This window comes from Streptomyces sp. 3-6 (assembly GCF_056323165.1).
The window spans coordinates 1-21,873 of the sequence record NZ_JBWHZP010000019.1; the positions used below are offsets into that span (position 1 = coordinate 1).

At 72.4% G+C, this 21,873-nt stretch carries 21 protein-coding genes and 1 rRNA gene; 18 read left to right on the top strand and 4 right to left on the bottom strand.

Annotated elements, in window-relative coordinates:
* The 10 genes from rrf to AC02VZ_RS21955 form a co-directional block, all read left to right on the top strand.
* Positions 1-107 (top strand): 5S ribosomal RNA (rrf, locus tag AC02VZ_RS21910); the annotation flags it as partial.
* A 60-nt stretch (positions 108-167) separates the two neighbouring features.
* Positions 168-812 carry an HAD family hydrolase gene (locus tag AC02VZ_RS21915; protein WP_432058863.1) on the top strand — a complete coding sequence of 215 codons (645 nt, stop codon included), beginning with the start codon at positions 168-170 and terminating at the stop codon, positions 810-812.
* A 166-nt stretch (positions 813-978) separates the two neighbouring features.
* Positions 979-1,863 (top strand): VC0807 family protein, encoded by an 885-nt coding sequence (locus tag AC02VZ_RS21920; protein ID WP_476476192.1) that lies wholly within the window; start codon positions 979-981, stop codon positions 1,861-1,863.
* A 60-nt stretch (positions 1,864-1,923) separates the two neighbouring features.
* Positions 1,924-3,246 (top strand): MFS transporter, encoded by a 1,323-nt coding sequence (locus tag AC02VZ_RS21925; protein ID WP_432058865.1) that lies wholly within the window; start codon positions 1,924-1,926, stop codon positions 3,244-3,246.
* On the top strand, positions 3,197-4,369 hold the full coding sequence (locus tag AC02VZ_RS21930) for an acetoin utilization protein AcuC (RefSeq protein WP_432058866.1): 1,173 nt from the start codon (positions 3,197-3,199) through the stop codon (positions 4,367-4,369). The genes AC02VZ_RS21925 and AC02VZ_RS21930 overlap by 50 nt, the downstream gene beginning before the upstream one ends.
* 356 nt (positions 4,370-4,725) lie before the next feature.
* Positions 4,726-5,574, top strand: a complete 849-nt coding sequence (locus tag AC02VZ_RS21935; protein WP_476476193.1) for a phosphatase — start codon at positions 4,726-4,728, stop codon at positions 5,572-5,574.
* A gap of 129 nt (positions 5,575-5,703) precedes the next feature.
* Positions 5,704-5,916, top strand: coding sequence for a helix-turn-helix domain-containing protein (locus AC02VZ_RS21940; RefSeq protein ID WP_432058868.1), 213 nt, complete (start codon positions 5,704-5,706; stop codon positions 5,914-5,916).
* Between the two features lie 156 nt (positions 5,917-6,072).
* Positions 6,073-6,171 (top strand): 30S ribosomal protein bS22, encoded by a 99-nt coding sequence (locus tag AC02VZ_RS21945; protein ID WP_003948845.1) that lies wholly within the window; start codon positions 6,073-6,075, stop codon positions 6,169-6,171.
* Positions 6,172-6,573: 402 nt separating this feature from the next.
* A complete protein-coding gene (locus tag AC02VZ_RS21950; RefSeq protein WP_432058869.1) occupies positions 6,574-7,635 on the top strand; it encodes an NAD-dependent epimerase/dehydratase family protein in 1,062 nt (353 codons plus the stop codon).
* A 14-nt stretch (positions 7,636-7,649) separates the two neighbouring features.
* Positions 7,650-8,723, top strand: coding sequence for a lysophospholipid acyltransferase family protein (locus tag AC02VZ_RS21955; RefSeq protein ID WP_432058870.1), 1,074 nt, complete (start codon positions 7,650-7,652; stop codon positions 8,721-8,723).
* 186 nt (positions 8,724-8,909) lie between these two features.
* On the opposite strand, the gene AC02VZ_RS21960 is transcribed toward AC02VZ_RS21955, so the two are convergent.
* The 3 genes from AC02VZ_RS21960 to AC02VZ_RS21970 all read right to left on the bottom strand — a co-directional run bounded on the left by AC02VZ_RS21960 (position 8,910) and on the right by AC02VZ_RS21970 (position 12,791).
* Positions 8,910-10,157 carry a DUF5667 domain-containing protein gene (locus AC02VZ_RS21960; RefSeq protein ID WP_432058871.1) on the bottom strand — a complete coding sequence of 416 codons (1,248 nt, stop codon included), beginning with the start codon at positions 10,155-10,157 and terminating at the stop codon, positions 8,910-8,912.
* 234 nt (positions 10,158-10,391) lie between these two features.
* Positions 10,392-11,222 (bottom strand): ECF subfamily RNA polymerase sigma factor, BldN family, encoded by an 831-nt coding sequence (locus tag AC02VZ_RS21965; protein ID WP_432058872.1) that lies wholly within the window; start codon positions 11,220-11,222, stop codon positions 10,392-10,394.
* A gap of 657 nt (positions 11,223-11,879) precedes the next feature.
* Complete coding sequence (locus tag AC02VZ_RS21970; protein ID WP_362090277.1) at positions 11,880-12,791, bottom strand: HAD family hydrolase; 912 nt, start codon at positions 12,789-12,791, stop codon at positions 11,880-11,882.
* Positions 12,792-12,896: 105 nt separating this feature from the next.
* Between AC02VZ_RS21970 and AC02VZ_RS21975 the strand changes: the two genes are divergently transcribed.
* The 7 genes from AC02VZ_RS21975 (at position 12,897) to AC02VZ_RS22005 (ending at position 19,731) form a co-directional block, all read left to right on the top strand.
* A complete protein-coding gene (locus tag AC02VZ_RS21975) occupies positions 12,897-13,166 on the top strand; it encodes a glutaredoxin family protein (RefSeq protein WP_432058708.1) in 270 nt (89 codons plus the stop codon).
* Positions 13,167-13,455: 289 nt separating this feature from the next.
* Complete coding sequence (locus tag AC02VZ_RS21980) at positions 13,456-14,217, top strand: redox-sensing transcriptional repressor Rex (RefSeq protein ID WP_476476194.1); 762 nt, start codon at positions 13,456-13,458, stop codon at positions 14,215-14,217.
* On the top strand, positions 14,214-15,920 hold the full coding sequence (locus AC02VZ_RS21985; protein ID WP_432058707.1) for a glutamyl-tRNA reductase: 1,707 nt from the start codon (positions 14,214-14,216) through the stop codon (positions 15,918-15,920). Before AC02VZ_RS21980 ends, AC02VZ_RS21985 begins: the two co-directional genes overlap by 4 nt.
* Positions 15,913-16,872: a hydroxymethylbilane synthase gene (hemC, locus tag AC02VZ_RS21990; RefSeq protein WP_476476195.1), complete on the top strand. Its 960-nt coding sequence runs from the start codon at positions 15,913-15,915 to the stop codon at positions 16,870-16,872. The genes AC02VZ_RS21985 and hemC overlap by 8 nt, the downstream gene beginning before the upstream one ends.
* Positions 16,869-18,584, top strand: a complete 1,716-nt coding sequence (locus AC02VZ_RS21995) for a bifunctional uroporphyrinogen-III C-methyltransferase/uroporphyrinogen-III synthase (RefSeq protein WP_432058705.1) — start codon at positions 16,869-16,871, stop codon at positions 18,582-18,584. Before hemC ends, AC02VZ_RS21995 begins: the two co-directional genes overlap by 4 nt.
* Before the next feature lie 141 nt (positions 18,585-18,725).
* Positions 18,726-18,923, top strand: coding sequence for a glycine-rich domain-containing protein (locus tag AC02VZ_RS22000; protein ID WP_432058704.1), 198 nt, complete (start codon positions 18,726-18,728; stop codon positions 18,921-18,923).
* Between the two features lie 109 nt (positions 18,924-19,032).
* A complete protein-coding gene (locus AC02VZ_RS22005; RefSeq protein WP_432058703.1) occupies positions 19,033-19,731 on the top strand; it encodes a class I SAM-dependent methyltransferase in 699 nt (232 codons plus the stop codon).
* 117 nt (positions 19,732-19,848) lie between these two features.
* Here AC02VZ_RS22005 and AC02VZ_RS22010 read toward each other — a convergent pair whose 3' ends face one another.
* Positions 19,849-20,379 (bottom strand): SMI1/KNR4 family protein, encoded by a 531-nt coding sequence (locus AC02VZ_RS22010; protein ID WP_432058702.1) that lies wholly within the window; start codon positions 20,377-20,379, stop codon positions 19,849-19,851.
* Positions 20,380-20,751: 372 nt separating this feature from the next.
* On the opposite strand from AC02VZ_RS22010, the gene AC02VZ_RS22015 reads away from it, so the two are divergent.
* Entirely contained in the window at positions 20,752-21,831 is a 1,080-nt protein-coding gene (locus AC02VZ_RS22015) for a helix-turn-helix domain-containing protein (protein ID WP_432058701.1), read from the top strand.
* Positions 21,832-21,873 lie beyond the last annotated feature (42 nt).

Genomic DNA, 21,873 nt, shown 5'->3' on the forward strand with positions numbered 1-21,873 from the left:
ATAGCGTAGGGGAAACGCCCGGTTACATTCCGAACCCGGAAGCTAAGCCTTACAGCGCCGATGGTACTGCAGGGGGGACCCTGTGGGAGAGTAGGACGCCGCCGAACAATTAGTGGGAGAACCCCGCACCATTCCGGTGCGGGGTTTTCTGCGTTTAGGGTCGAGGCATGCGCTATGACCTCGTCATCTTCGACAACGACGGTGTCCTCGTCGACAGTGAGCCGATCTCGAACCGGTTGCTGGCCGGATATCTCACCGAGCTCGGGCACCCCACCACGTACGAGGACTCCATCCGTGACTACATGGGCTCCGCCATGCACCGGGTGCACGACCTCGTCGAGGAACGGACGGGACGGCGGCTGCCGGACGACTTCGACGACGTGTTCCACAGCCGGGTCTTCGCGGCGTTCGAGCGGGAGCTGAAGCCCGTACCCGGCGTCGTCGACGTCCTGGAGAAGCTGGCCGCGGATGCGGTGCCGTACTGTGTGGCGTCCTCCGGGAGCCACGAGCGGATCCGCGTCGGACACCGGACGACAGGGCTCGACCGGTGGTTCACGAGCGAGCGCGTCTTCAGCTCGCAGGACGTGGGCCGGGGCAAGCCGGCACCGGACCTCTTCCTGTACGCGGCCGAGCGGATGGGGGTGGCACCCGAGCGCTGCGCGGTCGTCGAGGACAGTCCCCTGGGTGTCCAGGCGGCGCTGGCGGCAGGGATGGACGTGTACGGGTTCACCGCGATGACCCCGGCCGAGAGGCTCGCGGGTGCGCGGCAACTCTTCGCCGACCTCCGGGAACTGCCCGACCTGCTGGGGTGATCCACTGCGGGGAGCGATGCCGTGACCTGCCGGGTGTCCCGCTGTGTGACCTGCCGTTCGAGCTGCCGGGTGACCGGAGGGCACGGTGCGTGCTGACAATTGTCATGCCGAGGTGCGGACGTTCGTTTCTACTGCCGGCCGGGTGCCGGCGGCGACGCTGGGTGGCATGACGACGAACGCGGTGACTCCCAGCAGCAAGCGACGGACCTTCCTGCCGATCGTCCTCGACGTGGCGGTACCGGTGGGGACCTACTACCTCCTGAAGAACGGCTTCGGGATGGGCACCGTCGGTGCTCTCGCCTGGAGCAGTGTCCTGCCTGCCGTCCGGACCGCGTGGAGCGCGGTGGTGGACCGGTCGCTCAACGCCTTCGCCGCCCTCGTTCTCCTCGTGAACGTGGCCTCCCTGGCGGCCGGCTTCGTCACCGGTGACGCCCGGCTGATGCTGGCCAAGGACGGGGCGATCGGGAGTGTGATCGGCATCGGGGTGCTGGCGTCCGTGATGGCCGGCAGGCCGATGATGACGCCGGCGATGAAGCCGTGGCTGACCCGGGCGCGGGCGGACCGGGAGGCCGCCTGGACGCGTCTGTCGGACGGGTCGGAGGCGTTCCGGCGGGCCGAGTGGCGGTTCTCCGTGGTGTGGGGTGTGGCTCTGCTCGGGGAGTGCGTGGTGCGGGTCGTGCTGGCGTACACGGTGCCCGTGGACACCATGGTGTGGCTCGGAGTCGTGCTGATGATCGTCACGTTGAGCGGCACGTTCCTGGTCAGCGGGGCACTCGGCGCGGGCCCCATGGCGGCGATGATTGCCGCGGAGGTGAAGGGCTGCGGACCGTTGACGCGGTCCGAGGGCGCCCTGCCGGAGGGTGCCCGGTCCGAGGGCGTCCGCTCGGAGGGCGCATGGTCCGAGGGTGCCCGGTCCGAGGGTCCCCGTGCAGCCGACGTACCGAGCCGCGCCCGTACCGTCCTCCCCGCCGACGTGGCGGTCGACGGTGGGCACGGCGCCGCGGAGACGTCCGGCCGGCCCCCGGCCACACCCGAACTCCTGCGGAGCTGAGGGCAATTCACCTTTGGCCGGATCTACCCACCGGTACCCCGGGGCCCTACGCTCGCCGCCATGACCGATGTGCTGCGGCGCGGCAGGGCCTCGCTGGCGTTCAGCTTTCTCGTGCAGGGGGTCGCGTTCGCGCTCCTCGTGACGCGCATCCCGGCGATCCAGGACCGGTACGGGGTCTCCGACGCGCTGCTGCCGGTCTTCCTCGCCGCGGTGCCGGTCCTAGCCGGGATCGGGAGCGTGGCGACCGAGCGGCTGGTGCGGACGGTGCGTCCGAGCGGTGTGCTGCGGTGGTCGCAGCCCGTGGTGCTGCTCGCGCTGCTGGGGGTGGGCGCGGGGCGGGACATGGCCTTCCTCGCGGTCTCGCTGGCCGTCTTCGGCCTGGCGGTGGGCGCGCTGGACGCCTCGATGAACATGCTCGGCGTGAGTCTCCAGCGGGCGTACGGGCGCAGCATCATGCTGAGTTTCCACGCGGCCTACAGCCTCGGCGGGATCGTCGGTGCGTCGCTCGCGTGGGTGGGGGCGCACGGGCAGCTGGCGCTGTGGGTGTCGTACCTGCCGGTGGTGCTGGTGCTGATGCCGGCGGCGCTGGTGGGAAGCCGCTGGTTCGTCGACGCGGACTCCGGGGCCGGGGGAGCGGCCAAGGAGGGAGGGGCGGCCCGGGTGGTCACCGGCGGTGGCGGGGGCGCAGGGGCGGCGGACGCGGATCCGGAGGGCCACGGTCGCGTCTCCCGGGCCGGCGGCGACGAGGCTCTCCGTCCCGGCGGGGGTGTCGCGTTCCGGATGCTGCTGCCGTTGTGCCTGGTGATGACGGTGGCGTACATCGGGGACTCGACGGTCTCCAACTGGAGCGCGAAGTACCTCCAGGACGTGCTGGGCAGTTCGGAGCAGACGGCGACCGTCCCCTACAACGTCTACATGGTCACCACGCTGCTGGGGCGGACGCTCGGTGACTTCGGGGTGCGGCGGTTCGGTGCCGTGGCGGTGGTGCGGGCCGGGGCGCTGGTGGCGGCGGGCGGCTTCGCGGTGGTGGCGGGGGCGCCGGGGGCCTGGGCGGGGATGCTGGGGTTCACGCTGCTCGGGCTCGGCCTGTGTGTGCTGGTGCCGCAGACGTTCGCTGCGGCGGGCCGGCTGTTCCCGGGAGCTTCGGACGCGGCCGTCGCGCGGCTGAACGTCTTCAACTACGTCGGGTTCCTGATCGGGTCGCCGTTGGTCGGAGCGCTGGGGGACGCGTGGAGCTACCGGGGGGCGATGCTGGTCCCGATGGTCCTGATGCTGGTGACGCTCGTGTACGCCAGGTCGTTCGCGCCGCGGCCGGACCGATACGGTGGCGGGCATGAGCGGCCGCACACAGCTGATGTGGGACGAAGCAGTAACGGGCTATGACTTCGGCCGGGAGCACCCGATGGACCCGGTGCGGCTGGCGCTGACCCGGAGTCTGGTGGGCGCCCTCGGACTCGACCGGGAGGTGGACGTCGTCGCCGCCAAGGCGGCCGGTGAGTCGACGCTGCGCCTGGTCCACCGGGAGGACTACATCGCGGCGGTGAAGGCCGCGTCGGCCGACCCGCGCTCGGCGGACACGGCCTACGGTCTGGGCACGGTCGACGATCCCGCGTTCGCCGGGATGCACGAGGTGTCCGCGCTGATCGCGGGCCAGTCGGTGGGGGCGGCGGAGGCGGTGTGGCGCGGGGAGGCGCTGCATGCGGTCAACTTCGCGGGCGGGCTGCACCACGCGATGCCGGGCGGTGCCTCCGGCTTCTGCATCTACAACGACGCCTCGCTGGCCATCGCGCGGCTGCTGGAACTGGGCGCGGAACGGGTGGCGTACGTCGACGTGGACGTGCACCACGGGGACGGGGTGCAGGCGGCGTTCTGGGAGGACCCGCGGGTGCTGACGATCTCCCTGCACGAGCACCCCCGCACCCTGTTCCCGCAGACCGGCTGGCCGGAGGAGACGGGCGCCGAGGGGGCCGAGGGCAGCGCGGTCAACGTGGCGCTGCCGGCCGGGACGGGGGACGCCGGGTGGGTGCGGGCGTTCCACGCGGTGGTGCCCGAGCTGATCGCGGACTTCCGGCCGCAGGTGCTGGTGACGCAGCACGGGGCCGACACCCACTTCGAGGACCCGCTGGCGCACCTGGCGGTGTCGCTGGACGCGCAGCGGGCGGTGCAGGTGGCCTGCCACGACCTGGCGCACGAGCACGCCGACGGTCGGTGGGTCGCGCTGGGCGGGGGCGGCTACGCGGTGGTCGAGGTCGTGCCCCGGTCGTGGACGCACCTGGTGGGGATCGCGGCCGAGCGGCCGGTGGACCCGGCGACCGTGATCCCCGAGGGCTGGCGTCAGGAGGTGTACGCGCGGACCCGGCAGCTGGGGCCGCAGCGGATGACGGACGGGCGGTGGCCGGTCGAGTGGGCCTCCTGGGAGGCGGGTTACGACCCGGCGGACCGTCTGGACCAGGCGATCCGGGCCGCCCGCCGCGCCGTGTTCCCCCTGCGGGGCCTGCTGCCGTAGTCCTCCCGCCGCCGGTCCTTGTCCGGGGCCTTGCTCTGCTCCCTGTTCCGGTCCCTGTTCCGGTCCTTGTACCGGTCCCTGTACCGGTCCCTGTACCGGTCCTTGGTCCCTGCGTCGGCCGCCCCGCGTCGGCCGCCCCCGCGGTCGACGTGTCATGCCCCGAGGCCGTTACACCGCGAGGCCGTCACCGTGCGGCTCCCACGTCTGAGCGCCTGCACGCGTGGGCGCTCCTCGCTCTCCCACCGTGAGGCCGACCCGCCGCAAGGCCGTGCGGCCGCAAGGCCGTGCGGCCGCGAGGCCGTCACGTCAGGCGGGCGGCCGTTACGCCAACTGTGCGGTGTTTCCCGGTTCCCCGGATGTCCGGGCCCGCCGTCGCGCACCATCACGGGGTGCCGACTTCCGCGTACCTGCGCGCGCATCTGCTGGCTGCCCGGCTCGCCGGTGCGGTGGCGACGACGCGTGAGGAGAGCCTGCGGAGTTACCGGCTGTTCGCGGCCCGGGATCCGCGCGCGCTGATCGGGATCGAGCCCGAAGGGGTGTGGGGACCGCGCGAGTTGATCGGGCTGATGGCGGACAGGTGCGGGGTTTCGGCCGATCCGCGGTGCATCTCCGGCCATGATGTGATCGACCCGGACCGGACGCTGGCCGCGCTGGACGCCTGGGCGGAGCGGCTGGCGGCGGTGGCCCGGTGCCGTTCAGCGGTGCTGTTCGGCACCGGACACCCGGACCGGCTGCTGGGCTTCTACGCCGGGCTCGCAGACGCGCTGTCGGCGGCGGGATGTACCGTCCTCACCCCGGCGCAGGGTCGCTGTGTCGACATAACGACCCGGTTCGGTCTACGCACCCACAACCTCCACTACCTCCGGGGAGTCGGGCTGGTCCGGGCGGCCGACCCGGAACGCTCCGGTTGTGAGCCCGGCGCGCACACTCACTCCCCTCTGCCGGTTCGGACCGCTCTGGCGGCCGCCGCAGAGGCCGGCGGGCCCCTTCCGGACGTGGTGATCGGTGATCACGGCTGGGCCTGCGGGGCAGGTCAGCTGGGGTTCGAGGTGCTCGCGCTGGCCGATGTCAACGACCCGGCGCCGTTCGTGGGGGAGGCAGAGGGGCGCGTGTCGGTCGTCGTTCCACTTGATGACAGTGTGCGGGGTCGTCACTACCTGCCACTGGCCCGCTACGTACTCGATCGGGCGTGTCTGCCACAGTAGGCCGCGGATGCGTCCACCTCTTCCCCACTCGCATCACCCGCCCCTACATTGGGGAGTGAGCACGCAGCGACGAAGAGTCACCGGAAGGGGAAGCCGGTGGCCGTCGAGTGCGGAAGGTTCAGGTGTGTCATGGCTGCAGCTGGCGAAAGGCCTCTGAACGAGGTTCAGTTCCTTACCGTGGCGGAAGTCGCCAAGGTGATGAGGGTGTCGAAGATGACCGTGTACCGGCTGGTGCACAGCGGTCATCTGCCCGCGATCCGGGTGGGGCGGTCGTTCCGCGTCCCCGAGCAAGCGGTTCACGAGTACCTCCGCGACAGTTACGTGGGGGTGGACACCGCCTGACGGCAAGGCCGGGGAGATCCGTACAGGGCACTCATGGGGATCTCCCCGCCCCTTCGATTACGACCTCAGCTCTCGGGCGGGTAGGCTAGCCCCTCGTAGGTCGTGTGGGCCCATGGCGCCCAAACACCGAGTGATGAGAAGTGAGCGAGGGTAGTCGTGGGCTCTGTTATCAAGAAGCGGCGCAAGCGGATGGCCAAGAAGAAGCACCGCAAGCTGCTCAAGCGCACGCGCGTTCAGCGTCGCAACAAGAAGTGAGCGGCAGCGCGAGAGCGTGACCAGTGGCCCCCCACCGCAGTCGATGCGGTGGGGGGCCACTGTTTTTCGTGCGTCGTCCCGTGCCGCGTCCCGGCGTCTCCAGCCCCGTCTCCAACCCCGTCTCTGCGTCCCCTGCTCCGTCTCTGCGCCCTCTGCGCCCTCTGCCACCGGCGGCCATCGCGGCCGTCGCGCACGACCGTGGGTGGCGCGGAGGCCGTGTGCAGGGCGGGCGCAGGGCGGGCGCATGGGCGGGCTCAGGCGGGCGCCGGGCGCGGTTGGCCGGGTCCGTTCGCCCCTTGGGGGTAGTCGTCACTTCATGTATCGGGCGGGCGCCCCAGAGCGACGGTGACCCGCTAGGTTGACCGTCAGGACGAGGGCGGAGCGAGAAGGAAGGCGCGGATCTTGGGAAAGGTCGTGCTCGTGACCGGAGTGGCCCGGCCGTTGGGGGGCCGTTTCGTCCGGCGGATCCAGCGTGACCCGGAGGTGGAGCGGGTCGTCGCCGTGGACGCGGTCCCGCCCGAGCACCACCTCGGCGGCGCCGACTTCGTGCAGGCGGACATCCGGCAGCCGACGATCGCGCGGGTGCTCGCCGAGACGGGCGCCGACACGGTCGTCCACCTGGACGTGACGGGCACGCCGCTGGCCGGCGGCGGCCGGACGTCGCTGAAGGAGACCAACGTCATCGGCACCATGCAGCTGCTCGGTGCCTGCCAGAAGTCCCCGAACATCACGCGCCTGGTGGTGAAGTCGAGCACCAACGTCTACGGCTCCGCGCCCCGGGACCCGGCGGTGTTCACCGAGACGACCACGCCCAAGTCCCTGCCCAGCGGCGGCTTCGCCAAGGACACCGTGGAGGTCGAGGGGTACGTGCGGGGCTTCGCGCGCCGCCGTCCGGACGTCGCCGTGTGCGTGCTGCGGTTCGCCAACATCCTGGGCCCGACCGCGGACAGCCCGCTCGCCTCGTACTTCTCGCTGCCGGTGCTGCCGACCGTGTTCGGCTACGACCCGCGGCTGCAGTTCGTGCACGAGGACGACGTGATCGAGGTGCTGCGGATCGGCTCGCACGAGGCGCGGCGGGGCACGTTGAACAGCGGCACGTTCAACATCGCCGGGGACGGGGTGCTGCTGCTCTCCCAGTGTGCGCGGCGGCTCGGCCGGCCGACCGTGCCGCTGCTGCTGCCCGCCGTCACGTGGGCGGGTTCGCTGGTGCGTACGCTGGGGATGTCGGACTTCTCGCCGGAGCAGATCCGGCTGCTGACCCACGGCCGGGTGGTGGCGACGGACCAGATGCGTGACACGTTGGGCTTCTCGCCGAAGTACACGACCGCGGAGACGTTCGCGGACTTCGTGCGCAGCCGCGGCCCCGGGCTGCTTCCCCCGGAAGCGCTCGCGGAGGCCGTCGACCGGGTCGCCGCGCTGCCGCTGCCGGGCAGCGGTCATCCCCCGAAGCAGAGCGCCAACTGAGGAGCGCAGCAACGATGGCGGACGCCAAGGTCATTCCGTTCGACGACGACCGCTCCCGCGGGACCGACGGGCAGCGTGCGGCGCGCCGCCGGGGCGCGGGCAGCCGGCGCTCCGGCCCGCCGTCCGCCGCGGTCGGGGAGGTCCAGCCGCTGCCCGGCCGGGCGTCCGCGCCGGCCGACGACGACGCCGGACCGTCCGGGGAGCCGCCCGCGCCGGGCGGGACGGACGGGTCCGACGCCGGGGGTTCCGGCGGCCTGGAGCAGCGGCTGGCGAGCGGTCTGGCCTTCCTGCGGCGGCGGCTCACGGGCGACTACGAGGTCGACGACTTCGGTTACGACGAGGAGCTGACCGATCAGGTCCTGATGTCGCTGCTGCGGCCGGTGTACGAGAACTACTTCCGGGTCGAGGTGAAGGGCGTCGAGAACATCCCGTCGGAGGGCGGGGCGCTGATCGTCGCCAACCACTCCGGGACGCTGCCGATGGACGGCCTGATGATGCAGGTCGCCGTGCACGACAACCATCCGGCCGGCCGTCATCTGCGGCTGCTGGCGGCGGACCTGGTGTTCATGCTGCCGGTGGTCAACGAGCTGGCCCGCAAGCTGGGGCACACCCTGGCGTGCGCGGAGGACGCGGCCCGGCTGCTGGAGCAGGGCGAGGTGGTCGGGGTGATGCCGGAGGGGTTCAAGGGCCTGGGGAAGCCCTTCGCGGACCGCTACAAGCTGCAGCGGTTCGGCCGGGGCGGTTTCGTCTCCACGGCGCTGCGGGCGGGGGCGCCGATCATTCCGTGCTCCATCGTGGGCGCCGAGGAGATCTACCCGATGATCGGCAACGCCCGGACGGTGGCGCGGCTGCTGGGTTTCCCGTACTTCCCGCTGACGCCGACCTTCCCGTGGCTGGGGCCGCTCGGGCTGGTGCCGCTGCCGACGAAGTGGACGATCCAGTTCGGGGAGCCGATCCCGACGGACGGCTATCCGCCGGAGGCGGCGGAGGACCCGATGCTGATGTTCAACCTGACCGATCAGGTGCGGGAGCAGATCCAGCACACGCTGTACAAGCTGCTGGTGCAGCGCCGGTCGGTGTTCTTCTAGAGGGCGTCACTGTTCTCCCGGGGCCTGTTGGCCCGTGGGAGGCCGCCGGGTCCGGTGTTCCGGACCGGCGGTGCCTTCGTCGGCCGTCCGCGCGTGCGGCCGTCCGCGCGTGCGGACGGGCGCGGCCGGGGTGTCCTCCGTGGAGGGTCCCGGTCGCGCCCGGTGCGTGTCCGGCGGGACGGACCGTCAGTCCGCGTCCTCGGCGTCGATGCCCAGGCCCGGGAGCAGGCCGGGCAGGAGCGGCGGGAGGGTGACGTCCGGCCTGCTGGGCGGGGTGAGGTCGCCGGTCGACGGCAGGGAGGGGCTGGTGTCGCTGCCCTTCGGCGGGTCGAGCAGGCCGCCGGTGTTGCCGCCGAGCAGGCCGTCGTCCTCGGAACCGGAGTCCGCGGAGCGGCTGGGGCCCTGGCTGTGGGCGCCGTCCTGGTCGGCGGGGTCTCCGTGGTCCGTGCCGGGGGACTGCGGCCGGCCGGTCTCGGACGGGCCTGACGGGGTCGAACCGCCGCTGCCCTTCCGCCCGCTGTCGCCGCCCTCGCGGGCCGGGGGCTGGGGGAGGAGGGACTGGAGCGGGGCGACGTCCTCGTCTATGGCGTCGAACACCGACGAGACCTGCTCGCTGACGTCGCCGAGCTGCACGGGCAGCTGTTCGCGGAGGTTGCCCCAGACGGCGCGGTGCGACTGGGAGAACGACGACAGGGCCTGCATCGGGGCGAGGGAGTCCGGGTGACGCTGGTAGGCCTCGCGCAGCAGCCGGTGGCCCTCGGAGGCGTCGTGGCGCATCCCGGACAGGGCGCGGCGGATCTCGCCCAGGGATTCGTGGTCGAGGGGGCCGCTGCGTCCGCGTTCCATCAGCCGGCGGGCCTCGGAGAGCCGGGTGGAGGCGTGGTCGAGGTAGACCCGGCCGCGCTCGTCGTTGCCGTCGGCGAGGGTGAGTTTGACGTCCTCGATGCCCCGCTTCAGGCCGTAGAGGGAGTCGCCGGGCAGGGCGTCGGAGCTGGCGGCGGCCACGCCGCCGAGGGCGCCCGCGGCCACGCCGACGCTGAGTCCGCCCGCGGTGAGGCCCTTGGCCAGCCGGGAGCGGGGCCGGAGTCTGCTCAGGGGGGTCGCCCGGTGGGCGCCCCTGGCCCGGCGCGAGCGTTGTTCGGGCACGGCCGGATCCCTCGCCTCGCCCGCGGCGGTGCCTTCCTGGAGCATGGCCTCGAACGCGGCCACCAGCTGGGCCCGTTGGACGACCTTGACCTCGGGGTCGAGCTCCGGTACGGGCAGCGCGCCGAGCCCGGAGGCCAGCGCGAGCAGGTGGGTCTGCTCGCTCTCCGCTGTGGCCGGGGCCGGGGCGGGTCCTTCGGACTGCTCGGCCGCCGGGCCCCGATCGGACTGCTCCTCCAGGGCCTGGGCGAAGGCGTTCGCCCGCCGGTGCGCCGATACGTTCGCGATCACTGGCGGCACCTCCTCTCGTCATGACGGTCGACTCCCCAGGGGGTCCTGAGGGTTCCACCCCTCGGACGCGTCCACACGATCGGGTGATCGGAGTCGGCCGGGGGATGACCACAGGGAGCCTGCATCCCGCACAACGAGCGGCGCGGCACTTCGGTTACGGACGGACAAGGATCGGATGAGGAAGTCAACGGACTTTCACTGACCGTGAGTTGATTGTCGCCGAGCGTGTTCCGCTCAGCGGGCGTCTTCCGGGAGGAGCCGGGCCAGGGTGCGTACGGCCCGGTACTGGAGGGTCTTGATCGCGCCTTCGTTCTTGCCCATCACCCGGGCGGTCTCGGCCACCGAGAGGCCCTGGAGGAAGCGGAGCGTGACGCACTCCTGCTGCTGGGGGTTGAGCCGGCGGACCGCGTCGAGCAGGGCGGCGTTGGAGAGGGATTCCAGGACGGAGTCCTCGGGGGAGCGCTCGACCTCGTTGGCGTCGAGCATCTCGCCGGTGGTGACCTCCAGGCGGAAACGGCTCGACTTGAAGTGGTCGGCGACCAGGTTGCGGGCGATGGTCACCAGCCAGGCGCCGAAGTCGCGGCCCTGCCAGGTGAAGGTGCCGATGCGGCGCAGGGCGCGCAGAAAGGTCTCGCTGGTGAGGTCCTCGGCGGTCGCCTTGCCTCCCACCCGGTAGTAGATGTACCGGTACACCGTGTCGCTGTACTGGTCGTAGAGGCGCCCGAAGGCCTCGGCCTCGCCGGCCTGGGCCCGCTCGACGAGGTCCATCATCCGGGCGCTGTCACTGTCCGCGGCGGGCCTGCGGACGGTGGTGGAGCCCGAGGCGCGCCCCCGTCGGGCGACCGCCCGTCCGTCGCCGGCCCGCCGACCCTCGACGACGGCGCTGCGCGCCGGTCCCCGCTCGATCCCGTCGGCGAGGGCGTAGCACGGTCCGACGGGTGCGGTGGCGAATGCGGGGACGGCGTACGCGGGGGGGACAAAGCCGCGCAGCGTGTCCCGGGCCGTTGCGACCGCTGCGCGCAGCGTAGCCAGGCCCGAGGCGTCAACCCCGACGTGTGGGTACACGGGACTCCCAGAGGCAGAGCTTCCATCACGTGCAGGTCGGAACCTTTCACTCGTCGTAGCGACGGGAAGGTGCCGGTTTGCGTCTGAGGAGAATAACGCTTCGTACAGGCACTGCTACACCCAGTTGCTCAAATCACCGATTACGTCGCTTCGGTAACCGGTTGAGGTGACTTCTCGTGCCGCAAAGTGACGGAAAATTGACCGATTGGCTTCGAGTTCACGGTCGGTGCGGTACGAGTTGTGGCCGTGTGCAGCCAACGCGACTGGACAGGCGGGTTGCGGGGTACGGCAGTTGGATTGGCCGGGACTCCGGGCGGGGTGCGGAACGCGTTCCGAGCCGGTCACGCGCGGGGACGGTGAACGGGCGTGTCAGCAGGTTGACCGCCCCGCGCGGCTGCCGCGCGGCAGCCGCGCGGGGCGCGGGACGGGGCGGGAGCGGCGGGCGGTGCCGTGCGGAGGCGGTGGCGTGGCGTGCGGCGGGTGGTCGCGGGCGGTGGACGGTCGCGGGCGACGAGGGGTTGCGGGCGGTGGCGCCGCCGGGGAGTCGGCCGCACGCCGGCCGGGGCCCGCCCCGTCGCCGTACGGCGGACACCCCCTCCGTCCCCTTTGTCTTCCCCCGGGTCCGCGCACGGGGTCCCGTCCGGCCCAGGTGCCCGTTCAGCGGCGGCGGCGGTGCAGGGCGATGGCGGCGGCGGTGCCGCCCGCCACGGCTCCCACGCCGGCCGCGGCGGGGATGCCGACCTTGGCCGCCTTGCGGCCCGTGCGGTAGTCCCGCAGCCGCCAGTCCTTCTCCCGGGCGTGCTTGCGCAGCTTCGCGTCCGGGTTGATGGCGTAGGGGTGACCCACCAGGGACAGCATCGGGATGTCGTTGTGGGAGTCGCTGTACGCGGCGCAGCGCGAGAGGTCCAGGCCCTCCGCGAGGGCCAGGGCGCGGACCGCCTCCGCCTTCGCCGGGCCGTGCAGCGGTTCGCCGACCAGTTTGCCGGTGTACACGCCGTCGACGGACTCGGCGACGGTGCCCAGGGCGCCGGTCAGTCCCAGGCGTCGGGCGATGACCTGGGCGATCTCCACGGGCGCGGCCGTGACGAGCCAGACCCGCTGGCCGGCGTCGAGGTGCGCCTGGGCCAGGGCCCGGGTGCCCGGCCAGATCCGCTCAGCCATGTACTCGTCGTAGATCTCCTCGCCGATGGACTGCAGTTCGCTGACCCGGTGGCCCTGCACGATGGAGAGCGCGGAGTCGCGGGCCTCCTGCATGTGCTCGGGGTCCTCGACCCCGGCGAGCCGGAACCACGCCTGCTGCCAGGCGAACCGCGCGAGTTCACGGGTCTCGAAGAACTTCCGCTTGTACAGGCCGCGGCCGAAGTGGAAAAGGGCGGCGCCCTGCATGACCGTGTTGTCGAGGTCGAAGAACGCGGCGGCCCGCTCGTCGCCGTGCACCGGGAACGGGGGTTCGTGCTCGGCGAGGTCCTGGGTGGACTTGCGGGCTGCCTCCGCCGACGCCTCGCCTGCCAACACGCTCCGCGCCGTGGCGGAGCGCCTACGGGGGGTGAGCCATCCAAGAGCGGCCATGGCGTGAGCATAGCCAGTCGGACGGGTCGTTCCGGAGTCACGACGGTGCGGACGCCGTGAACTCGACGGGTCCGTGTCGTGAACCGGCGCGCGACAATGGCCCGCATGAGCCCTCTCTTCCGCCGTACGGCGCCCCAGGACCGTCTCGTCACGCTCGTCCGCAAGCCGGGCTGTCACCTGTGCGACGACGCACAGGTGGTGGTGGAGAAGGTGTGCGGTGAACTCGGTGTCCGCTGGGAGCAGCGGGACATCACCGAGGACCGGGACCTGTACGAGCGGTACTGGGAGCAGATTCCCGTCGTTCTGGTCGACGGTGAGCAGCACACGTTCTGGCGGGTCGACGAGGACCGACTTCGTCAGGCGCTCAACGACTGACCGAGCAGTCCAAAGTTCGGGGAGATGCGCTTAGGATTGATGGCGACTGGGTCTCGGGGGCGGGATAGACAGAGGAAGGTGTGCTGTTTTGCCCCCGGAAGCAAAGGTGCGACGGCGCTCACGTGCCGGTTCCGCGCGAATGCGACACGGTTGCGTGACCCCGGTCACGTTGGCCGGGCAAATCGGACACCATCTTTGTGCACGCGTTCACAAAGGCATAGCCTGCATGCGACGGGGCGGTCCGGGGACGTTTGACCGCCTGAAGCCCCGCTCGACCCGCAGGAGCACCGTGGCAACTGGCCGAACTCACCGACCGGCGACCCGTAGCCGAGGAATTCCCGAGGCCACCGTCGCCAGGCTTCCGCTGTACCTCCGCGCCCTGACCGCGCTGTCCGAGCGCTCCGTACCCACGGTCTCCTCGGAGGAACTGGCGGCCGCCGCGGGCGTGAACTCCGCGAAGCTGCGCAAGGACTTCTCCTACCTGGGCTCCTACGGCACCCGGGGTGTCGGGTACGACGTCGAGTATCTCGTGTACCAGATCTCGCGTGAACTCGGGCTCACCCAGGACTGGCCGGTCGTGATCGTCGGTATCGGTAATCTCGGTGCCGCGCTCGCCAACTACGGCGGGTTCGCCTCCCGTGGGTTCCGGGTCGCCGCGCTCATCGACGCCGACCCCGCGATGGCCGGGAAGCCCGTCGCCGGGATCCCGGTGCAGCACACCGACGAGCTGGAGAAGATCATCCAGGACGACGGTGTCTCGATCGGTGTGATCGCGACCCCCGCCGGTGCCGCCCAGCAGGTCTGCGACCGGCTCGTGGCCGCCGGTGTCACCTCCATCCTGAACTTCGCGCCGACCGTCCTGTCGGTGCCGGACGGCGTCGACGTGCGCAAGGTGGACCTCTCCATCGAGCTGCAGATCCTCGCCTTCCACGAGCAGCGCAAGGCCGGTGAGGAGGCCGCGGCCACCGCCGCCGTGCCGCGCACCGCCCGCAAGGACGTCGCCACCGACCAGGGGCCCGACGGGGACGTACCCGCCGTGATGCCGACATGAGTCTGCTGGTCGTCGGCCTGAGCCACCGCAGCGCGCCGGTCAGCGTGCTGGAGCGGGCCTCCCTGAGCACGGACGCGCAGGTCAAGCTGTTGCAGGACACGGTCGCTGCCGAACCGGCCACCGAGGCCTCGGTGCTCGCCACCTGCAACCGCATCGAGCTGTACGCCGACGTGGACAAGTTCCACGCCGGTGTCGCCGAGCTGTCCACGCTGCTCGCCCAGCACAGCGGGGTCGGCCTGGAGGAACTCACTCCCTACCTCTACGTGCACTACGAGGACCGGGCCGTGCACCACCTGTTCTCGGTGGCGTGCGGACTGGACTCGATGGTGGTGGGCGAGGGACAGATCCTCGGCCAGATCAAGGACTCGCTGGCCCGGGCGCAGGAACTGCACACCGCCGGACGGCTGCTGAACGACCTGTTCCAGCAGTCGCTGCGGGTCGGCAAGCGGGCCCACTCCGAGACCGGCATCGACCGCGCCGGGCAGTCCCTGGTGACCTTCGGCCTGGAGCAGCTGGCCCGCGGCGCGGACGTCGGCGCCTGGGCGCGGGGCAAGAAGGCCCTGGTCGTCGGCGCCGGTTCCATGTCGTCGCTGGCCGCGGCCACGCTCGCACGGGCCGGGGTCGCCGAGATCGTCGTCGCCAACCGCACCTCCGACCGGGCCGAACGGCTCGCCCGGATCCTGACCGAGGGCGACGACACCCAGGCGCTGGCCCGCGCCGTGCCGATGGCCTCGGTGCCGTTCGAGCTGACACGTGCCGACATCGTCGTGTCCTGCACCGGCGCCACCGGGACCGTGCTGACCGCCGACATGATCGCGGCCGGCCTGGAAGGACGCACCGGTGAACCGCCGGTCACCCGCCCGGTCGCCGAGGCGGAGCCCGCCGCAGGCGAAACGGTGCTGCCGTCCGCCTCCGCGGGCGCCGACGACACCTGCCCGCTGGACCTGTCCGCCGTGCAGCCCGGCTTCTCCGTGATGGGGGAGGCCGCGGTGGCCGGCATGGACGCCGCCACGCTGGAGCAGCACGCGGCCTGGGCCGCCGGCAGCGCGGTCGAACGCCGCGAGGGCCGGCGCGCTGTCGAGGCGGACGCCGAACTGATCGGTGCGCTGGCCGCCCTCGCGGCGAGCACCGGCCGGATCCCCGAGCGGCGCCGTCCGGAGCCGGTGGAGGAGCCGCCGCGCCCGGAGCCCGTGCAGTTCCTGCTGGACCTCGCGATGCCGCGGGACGTCGACGCGGCCGTGCACCGGCTGGCCGGAGTACGGCTGGTGGACATCGAATCGCTCGCCGACGCGTCCGCGGACGCTCCGATGGCTGCCGATGTGGACCAGGTCCGGCGTATCGTCTCCGACGAGGTCGCGGCCTTCGGGGCGGCGCAGCGGGCGGCGCACATCACGCCGACCGTGGTCGCCCTGCGCACCATGGCGGCGGATGTGGTGGCCGGTGAGATCGCGCGTCTCGAGGGGCGGTTGCCCGGCCTGGACGACAAGCACCGCGCGGAGATCACGCAGACCGTGCGGCGGGTGGTCGACAAGCTGTTGCACGCACCGACCGTGCGGGTCAAGCAGCTCGCGGCCGAACCCGGCGGCGCCGGGTACGCCGACGCGCTGCGCACCCTGTTCAACCTCGACCCCGAGACGGTGGCCTCCGTCTCCCGCGCCGAGGAAAGCACCGAAAAGGCAGAAACCGAGGGCCGGCATGACTGAGAAGGCACTGAGGCTCGGGACCAGGCGGAGCAAGCTCGCCATGGCCCAGTCCGGGCAGGTGGCGGAAGCCGTGAGCCAGGTGACCGGACGGCCCGTCGAGCTCGTCGGTGTCACCACGTACGGTGACACCTCGCGCGAGCACCTGGCACAGATCGGCGGCACCGGTGTGTTCGTCGCCGCGCTGCGCGAGGCCCTGATCCGCGGCGAGGTCGACTTCGCCGTGCACTCGCTGAAGGACCTGCCGACCACCCCGCACCCCCGGCTCACCCTGGCCGCCGTCCCGGTGCGCGAGGACCCGCGGGACGTGATCGTCGCGCGTAACGACCTGAAGCTGACGGACCTGCCGGACGGCGCCCGCATCGGCACCGGTTCGCCGCGTCGCATGGCGCAGCTCAACGCGTACGCCCGCGCCCGGGGCACGGCCGTCGAGACGGTGCCGATCCGCGGCAACGTCGACACCCGGCTGGGCTTCGTGCGCAGCGGGGAGCTGGACGCCGTGGTGCTGGCCGCCGCGGGCCTGAACCGGGTCGGCCGCATCGACGAGGTGACCGACTTCATCCCGGCCGACACCGTTCTGCCCGCCCCCGGCCAGGGGGCCCTGGCGGTCGAGTGCGCCGCGGACGACGCGGAGCTGATCGCCGCGCTCGCCGAGCTGGACGACCCGTTCACGCGGGCCGCCGTCACGGCCGAGCGGTCACTGCTCGCCACCCTGGAGGCCGGGTGCAGTGCCCCGGTGGGCGCACTGGCCGACCTCCTGAGTGACGGGCAGATTGTCAAGGAAATGCGCCTGCGCGGCGTCGTCGGCACGACCGACGGCTCGCGGCTGGTGCAGCTGTCCACCACCGGTCCCGTGCCCGAGACGCACGAGGCGGCGATGGCGCTCGGTCGCGAACTCGCCACCGAGATGCTCGCGCAGGGCGCGGCCGGTCTGATGGGGGAGCGAGCACATTGAGCCCCACCACCCTTCCCGCCCCTCCGGAACAAGGGCACGTCACCTTCCTCGGTGCCGGACCCGGGGATCCGGGACTGCTGACTCTGCGCGCCGTGGAGGCGCTGGCGAACGCGGACGTCCTGGTCGCCGAGCACGAGGTGCTCGACGTGGTGCGCCGGCACGCCAGGCAGGGCGTCGCCGAGGTGCTCACGGACACGGACGCTTCGGGCTCTCCCACGGCAGCCGTTCCGGGCACGGGCACGCCCCAGCTGACAGTCGTTGACGGCGCGTCAACAACCGCCGGTGCGCCCGCGATGCGGGATGCCGCACATCTTGTCATGGAGGCCGCGCGGGGCGGCAGGCGGGTCGTGCGTGCGGTGACCGGTGACCCCGGTCTCGACGCGTACGCCGCCGAGGAGATGCTGGCCTGCGCCGCGGCCGGGGTGACCTTCGAGGTCGTCCCGGGCATCGCGACCGCGGTCGGTGTGCCCGCCTACGCCGGTGTGCCGCTGCGCGATCCCGAGGGCGCCGACGTGCGCTTCGTGGACGCCCGGACCGCCTCCGACCGGTGCTGGACGGAGGTCGGGGCGTCGGACGCCACCGTGGTCGTCTCCACCACGCTGGACTCCGTGGCCGCGACCGCGGGCGAACTGGTGTCCGCCGGTCGCAAGCCCGACACCCCCATGACGGTGACCGTCGCCGGGACGACGACCCGCCAGCGCACCTGGACGGCGACGCTCGGCACGATCGCGCAGACGCTGAAGCAGGCGAAGGTGCTGCCCTCGCCGGATGGCGGAAGGCCGGTGATATCCGTGGTCGGTGAGCGGTCCGCCCCCGCACAGCGGGCGGAACTGGCATGGTTCGAGTCCAAGCCGCTGTTCGGCTGGAAGGTCCTCGTGCCGCGCACCAAGGAGCAGGCGGCGTCGCTCTCCGACCAGCTGCGCTCCTACGGCGCGGTGCCGCACGAGGTGCCGACCATCGCGGTCGAACCGCCGCGCACCCCGCAGCAGATGGAGCGCGCGGTCAAGGGCCTGGTCACGGGCCGCTACGAGTGGATCGCCTTCACCTCGGTCAACGCGGTCAAGGCGGTGCGCGAGAAGTTCGAGGAGTACGGGCTCGACGCCCGTGCCTTCGCCGGGATCAAGGTCGCCGCGGTCGGCGACCAGACCGCCCAGGCCCTGATCGACTTCGGGGTCCGCCCGGACCTGGTGCCCAGCGGGGAGCAGTCGGCGCGCGGGCTGGTCGAGGACTGGCCGCCGTACGACCCGGTCTTCGACCCGATCGACCGCGTGTTCCTGCCGCGCGCCGACATCGCCACGGAGACGCTGGTCGCCGGGCTGATCGAGCTGGGCTGGGAGGTCGACGACGTCACGGCCTACCGCACCGTGCGCGCCTCGCCGCCGCCGGCGGAGACCCGTGAGGCGATCAAGGGCGGTGGCTTCGACGCGGTGATGTTCACGTCGTCGTCCACGGTCCGCAACCTCGTCGGCATCGCGGGCAAGCCGCACAACGTGACGGTGATCGCCTGCATCGGCCCGGCCACGGCGAAGACCGCCGAGGAGCACGGCCTGCGCGTGGACGTGATGGCTCCCGAGCCGTCGGTCCACAAGCTGGCCGAGGCCCTCGCCGACTTCGGCGCCCGCCGCCGGCTGGCCGCGCTGGAGGCCGGCGACCCGGTCACCCGGCCGAGCGAGCGGCGCCCGGGGGCGCGGCGGCGCCGGTCGACGACCTGAGGTCGTCCGCGTGACGTGAGGAGGGGCGCCCTTTCGGGGGCGCCCCTTCTTGTGCAGCCTCGGTGGCACTGCGTGCACTGTGCGAGCGGCGTGAGTTGATCACGAGTCGACATCGGCGTCCACACGATCATCCTGGACACCGTGGCGTATGCCGAGCTGTGCGACCGCTTCAACGACGGGCACTTCCTGCACCACGTGCCCGAGGTCGACTTCAAGAACGACGGCTCCGTGATGAAGACCGCGCACAGGGTCGCGGCCGATGGCTGGGAGGTCGACCTGTCGCTGTGGCAGGACGCCGCCACGTGCGGCCCGTGTCACCCCGGCAGCGACTCCCACTGAAACGGTCCCGGTGCCCTGGCCTCCGGCCCGTCGCCGGGGTCCGGGGCACGTCCGGTCGGGTTTTCCGGGAATCGGCCCGCCCGGAGGCCGCGCCCGCCACCATGGGCGAGTGACAGCCCGCACCTCTGCAGACCTGTGGCACCACTACGGCCGCACCCGTCACGCCACCGACCGGACCGTGCCGGACACGTTCCGGTGGGCCTGGGGTCAGGACCGCGGGCCCGGTCCGGACCTCCTCGGCGACCTGTCCGGACGGTGCGTCGCCGACCTCGGAGCGGGCGCCGCCCGGCAAGCCGCCCACCTGGCCGTCCATCACCGGCCCGCCCGGGTCGTCGCCGTTGACGCCTCACCCGCCCAGCACGCCATGGCCACGGACCTGTACGGCCACCTCGCGCCGCGTCTGCGGCTGGTCCGTTCGGACGTCGTGGAGCACTTGCGGGCGGAGCCCGGCACGTACGACGTGCTCTACAGCACGTTCGGCGCTGTCGACTTCACCGACCCGCGCCGTTTGCTGCCGGCCGTGGCGTCCGCGCTGCGGCGGGGCGGACGGCTGGTGTTCTCCACCCTCGCCCACCATCTCGGCGGGGCGCCCGCACGGTCCGACGTGGAGCACGCCGACATTCCGGCCAGGACCCCGGACGGGGAGTCGGCCACCATGCGCCGCTGGGTGCTCCAGGAGCACGTGTGGACCAAACTCCTGTACGAAGCCGGATTCACCCGGATCAGCGGCGACCTCCTGCCCGCCGGGCCGGGGCCGCGAGCGGCGGACACGCTGTTGCTCACCGCATGGCGTGCTCCGATGTCGTAGACGAGGTGGACGGTCACCGCCCGGTGATGAGCCTTCGACGGCCGACTCGGGATCCCCTGATCCTCACACGAGCACCGCGGCGCGGCTCGGGCGGGACGGAAGGCGAGGCCGGTGACCTCAGCGGCAGAGTGCGTCGATGTGGTCGGAGAAGTCCGGGAACTCGGCCTGGGCCTCGGTGACGATCACGGCGGCCGGGCGGCGCGGGGTGGTGGCGTGGCGGGTGGCGAGGTCGGCGAGCGGGGTGGCGGTCGGGCGGGGGCCCGTGTCGCGGAACAGGACGACCTCCATCGGGCCGACGCCGTCCGCGAGCACCCAGAGGAAGTCGGACAGGTTCCCCGCGATGACGCCGCGTTCGCCCTCCGAGCCGAGGAAGACCACCGGTTGCTCGGCGAGGGGCCGGCCGGGCCGCGCGTACCAGAGGGCGGCCAGACCGCCACTGCCGTCCTGGCCGAAGAACCGGTAGGCATCGCCGTCGAGTTCGGGGTTGCCCGTCCACCCGCGCAGCACGCTCGTCGTCTCCTCGGCGGAGGAGAAGTCGTCGTAGGGCTCGAAGTCGATGCCCTCGCCGTCGGCGTAGTCGATCCCGACGCGGGCGAGGTCCGCGAGGGCGGGCGGGAAGCGGCGGTCGTCGCCGTGGCTCTCGGTCACGGGGGCACCGTATCCGGCCGCACTGACATCCGATCGCCCCGGACGTCCGTTCGGCCGGCTCGTCACCGGCGCCCGGAAAGGCGGGCTGTGGTGGGGCGGGACGCCGGGGCTTCGGGCGGTAAAAGACTTAAGAACCCAGGGAAATAACCAACCAACCCAACCAAACCCGGTCTTGATCACTCGGGTGGGTGAAATCGGTCGAAGTGACTGGCGCGGCGGCTGGTCGGGCGGGCAGTCTCGGCGCAGGGGCAGTCGACCAACTCGGCGCCCCCGTAAGCCGATGAGCCCGCAATCCGTGCATGAATCGGCCCCCGCTGGGACTAGCACTCCCAAAGCGAGGGCCTAACCACGAGGAAGAGAAAGGCCTTCCCCATGGCTGAGCAGAAGCCTATCCCCGCCCCCCGTCCGCAGCAGGGCGTTCGCCGATCCGCCACCCTCTCCGGTGTCACCCACGTACGTACGTACCAGTCCGGTCAGTACGTGCTGATCGGCAACCACCTCGCCCAGCACCGGGAGTTGTCGCTGACCGCGATCGGACTCGCCGCCCACATCCTGTCGGTGCCCGAGGGCACCCCCGTCGACATCCGCAGCCTTGCCGAGCGCTTCCCCGAGGGGCGGGGCCGGATCGCCGTCGCGCTGCGGGAGCTGGAGGCCCACGGCTACCTGCGCCGGGTGCGGGAGCACACCCCCGAGGGGCGACTGGTGACGCGGACGTACGCCCACCACGTGCCGTTCTCGACGACGGCGCAGGCGGCTGCGCGCGCCGTCAGGGCCGTGCCCGCGCGGTCGGAGACGGGGGCGGCGCTTGCGGACCGGGCTCCTGCGCCCCGGGCGCACACCTCGGACGGGGCGCCGGACCCGTCCCAGGAGGATGACCAACGCGCGGACCCGGCGGCCGATGCGGATGGGCCTGGCGATGATGACGGGCCCGATGGGCCCGATGGGCCCGATGGGCCTGGCGGGTCCGGTGGTGCCGGTGGTGCCGGGGCGCGGGCCGTGGGTGGGTCCCCGGCCCGGGCGGGAGAGGTCCAGCCGCCCGCCGACCCCCGGTACGGCGAAGCGGCCGACCTGCTCTCCGGGCTGCGCCGGACCGACGAGCGCCTCACCCTCTCCGCGCGGGACGTGAACAGACTGGCCCCGAGTGTCCTCGCCTGGCTCGAACGAGGGGCCACACCCGGCGCCGTCCTGCGGACGCTGACCGCCGATCTCCCGGCCGTGATCAAACACCCTGCCGGAGTGATCGCCTATCGGCTGCGTGAGCTGCTGCCTCCCCCGCTCCCGGCCGTACCGGCACTCCCACCGGTCGCCGTCCGGAGCCACCGTCCCCACCCCTTCCAGGACTGCGACGGCTGCGACAAGGTGTTCCGTGCCCCGGAGCCGGGCCGCTGCCGGCGCTGCCGGGAGCGGGCGGCGGGGACGCTCGGGGCGAGCGGGGTGGCATGCGCGGCATGAGCGGACGTGCCGCCGTGGGCCTCGTCGAGCCGATTCGGTCGT

What these genes read in the sequence shown, in the direction of transcription:
- AC02VZ_RS21955 (WP_432058870.1), top strand. Translation starts at nt 7,650, where the DNA reads ATGGCGGACGCCAAGGTCATTCCGTTCGACGACGACCGCTCCCGCGGG.
- AC02VZ_RS21975 (WP_432058708.1), top strand. Translation starts at nt 12,897, where the DNA reads ATGAGCCCTCTCTTCCGCCGTACGGCGCCCCAGGACCGTCTCGTCACG.
- AC02VZ_RS21940 (WP_432058868.1), top strand. Translation starts at nt 5,704, where the DNA reads ATGGCTGCAGCTGGCGAAAGGCCTCTGAACGAGGTTCAGTTCCTTACC.
- AC02VZ_RS21935 (WP_476476193.1), top strand. Translation starts at nt 4,726, where the DNA reads ATGTCCGGGCCCGCCGTCGCGCACCATCACGGGGTGCCGACTTCCGCG.
- AC02VZ_RS22015 (WP_432058701.1), top strand. Translation starts at nt 20,752, where the DNA reads ATGGCTGAGCAGAAGCCTATCCCCGCCCCCCGTCCGCAGCAGGGCGTT.
- AC02VZ_RS21970 (WP_362090277.1), bottom strand. Translation starts at nt 12,791, where the DNA reads ATGGCCGCTCTTGGATGGCTCACCCCCCGTAGGCGCTCCGCCACGGCG.
- AC02VZ_RS21930 (WP_432058866.1), top strand. Translation starts at nt 3,197, where the DNA reads ATGAGCGGCCGCACACAGCTGATGTGGGACGAAGCAGTAACGGGCTAT.
- AC02VZ_RS21920 (WP_476476192.1), top strand. Translation starts at nt 979, where the DNA reads ATGACGACGAACGCGGTGACTCCCAGCAGCAAGCGACGGACCTTCCTG.
- AC02VZ_RS21985 (WP_432058707.1), top strand. Translation starts at nt 14,214, where the DNA reads ATGAGTCTGCTGGTCGTCGGCCTGAGCCACCGCAGCGCGCCGGTCAGC.
- hemC (WP_476476195.1), top strand. Translation starts at nt 15,913, where the DNA reads ATGACTGAGAAGGCACTGAGGCTCGGGACCAGGCGGAGCAAGCTCGCC.
- AC02VZ_RS21925 (WP_432058865.1), top strand. Translation starts at nt 1,924, where the DNA reads ATGACCGATGTGCTGCGGCGCGGCAGGGCCTCGCTGGCGTTCAGCTTT.
- AC02VZ_RS21915 (WP_432058863.1), top strand. Translation starts at nt 168, where the DNA reads ATGCGCTATGACCTCGTCATCTTCGACAACGACGGTGTCCTCGTCGAC.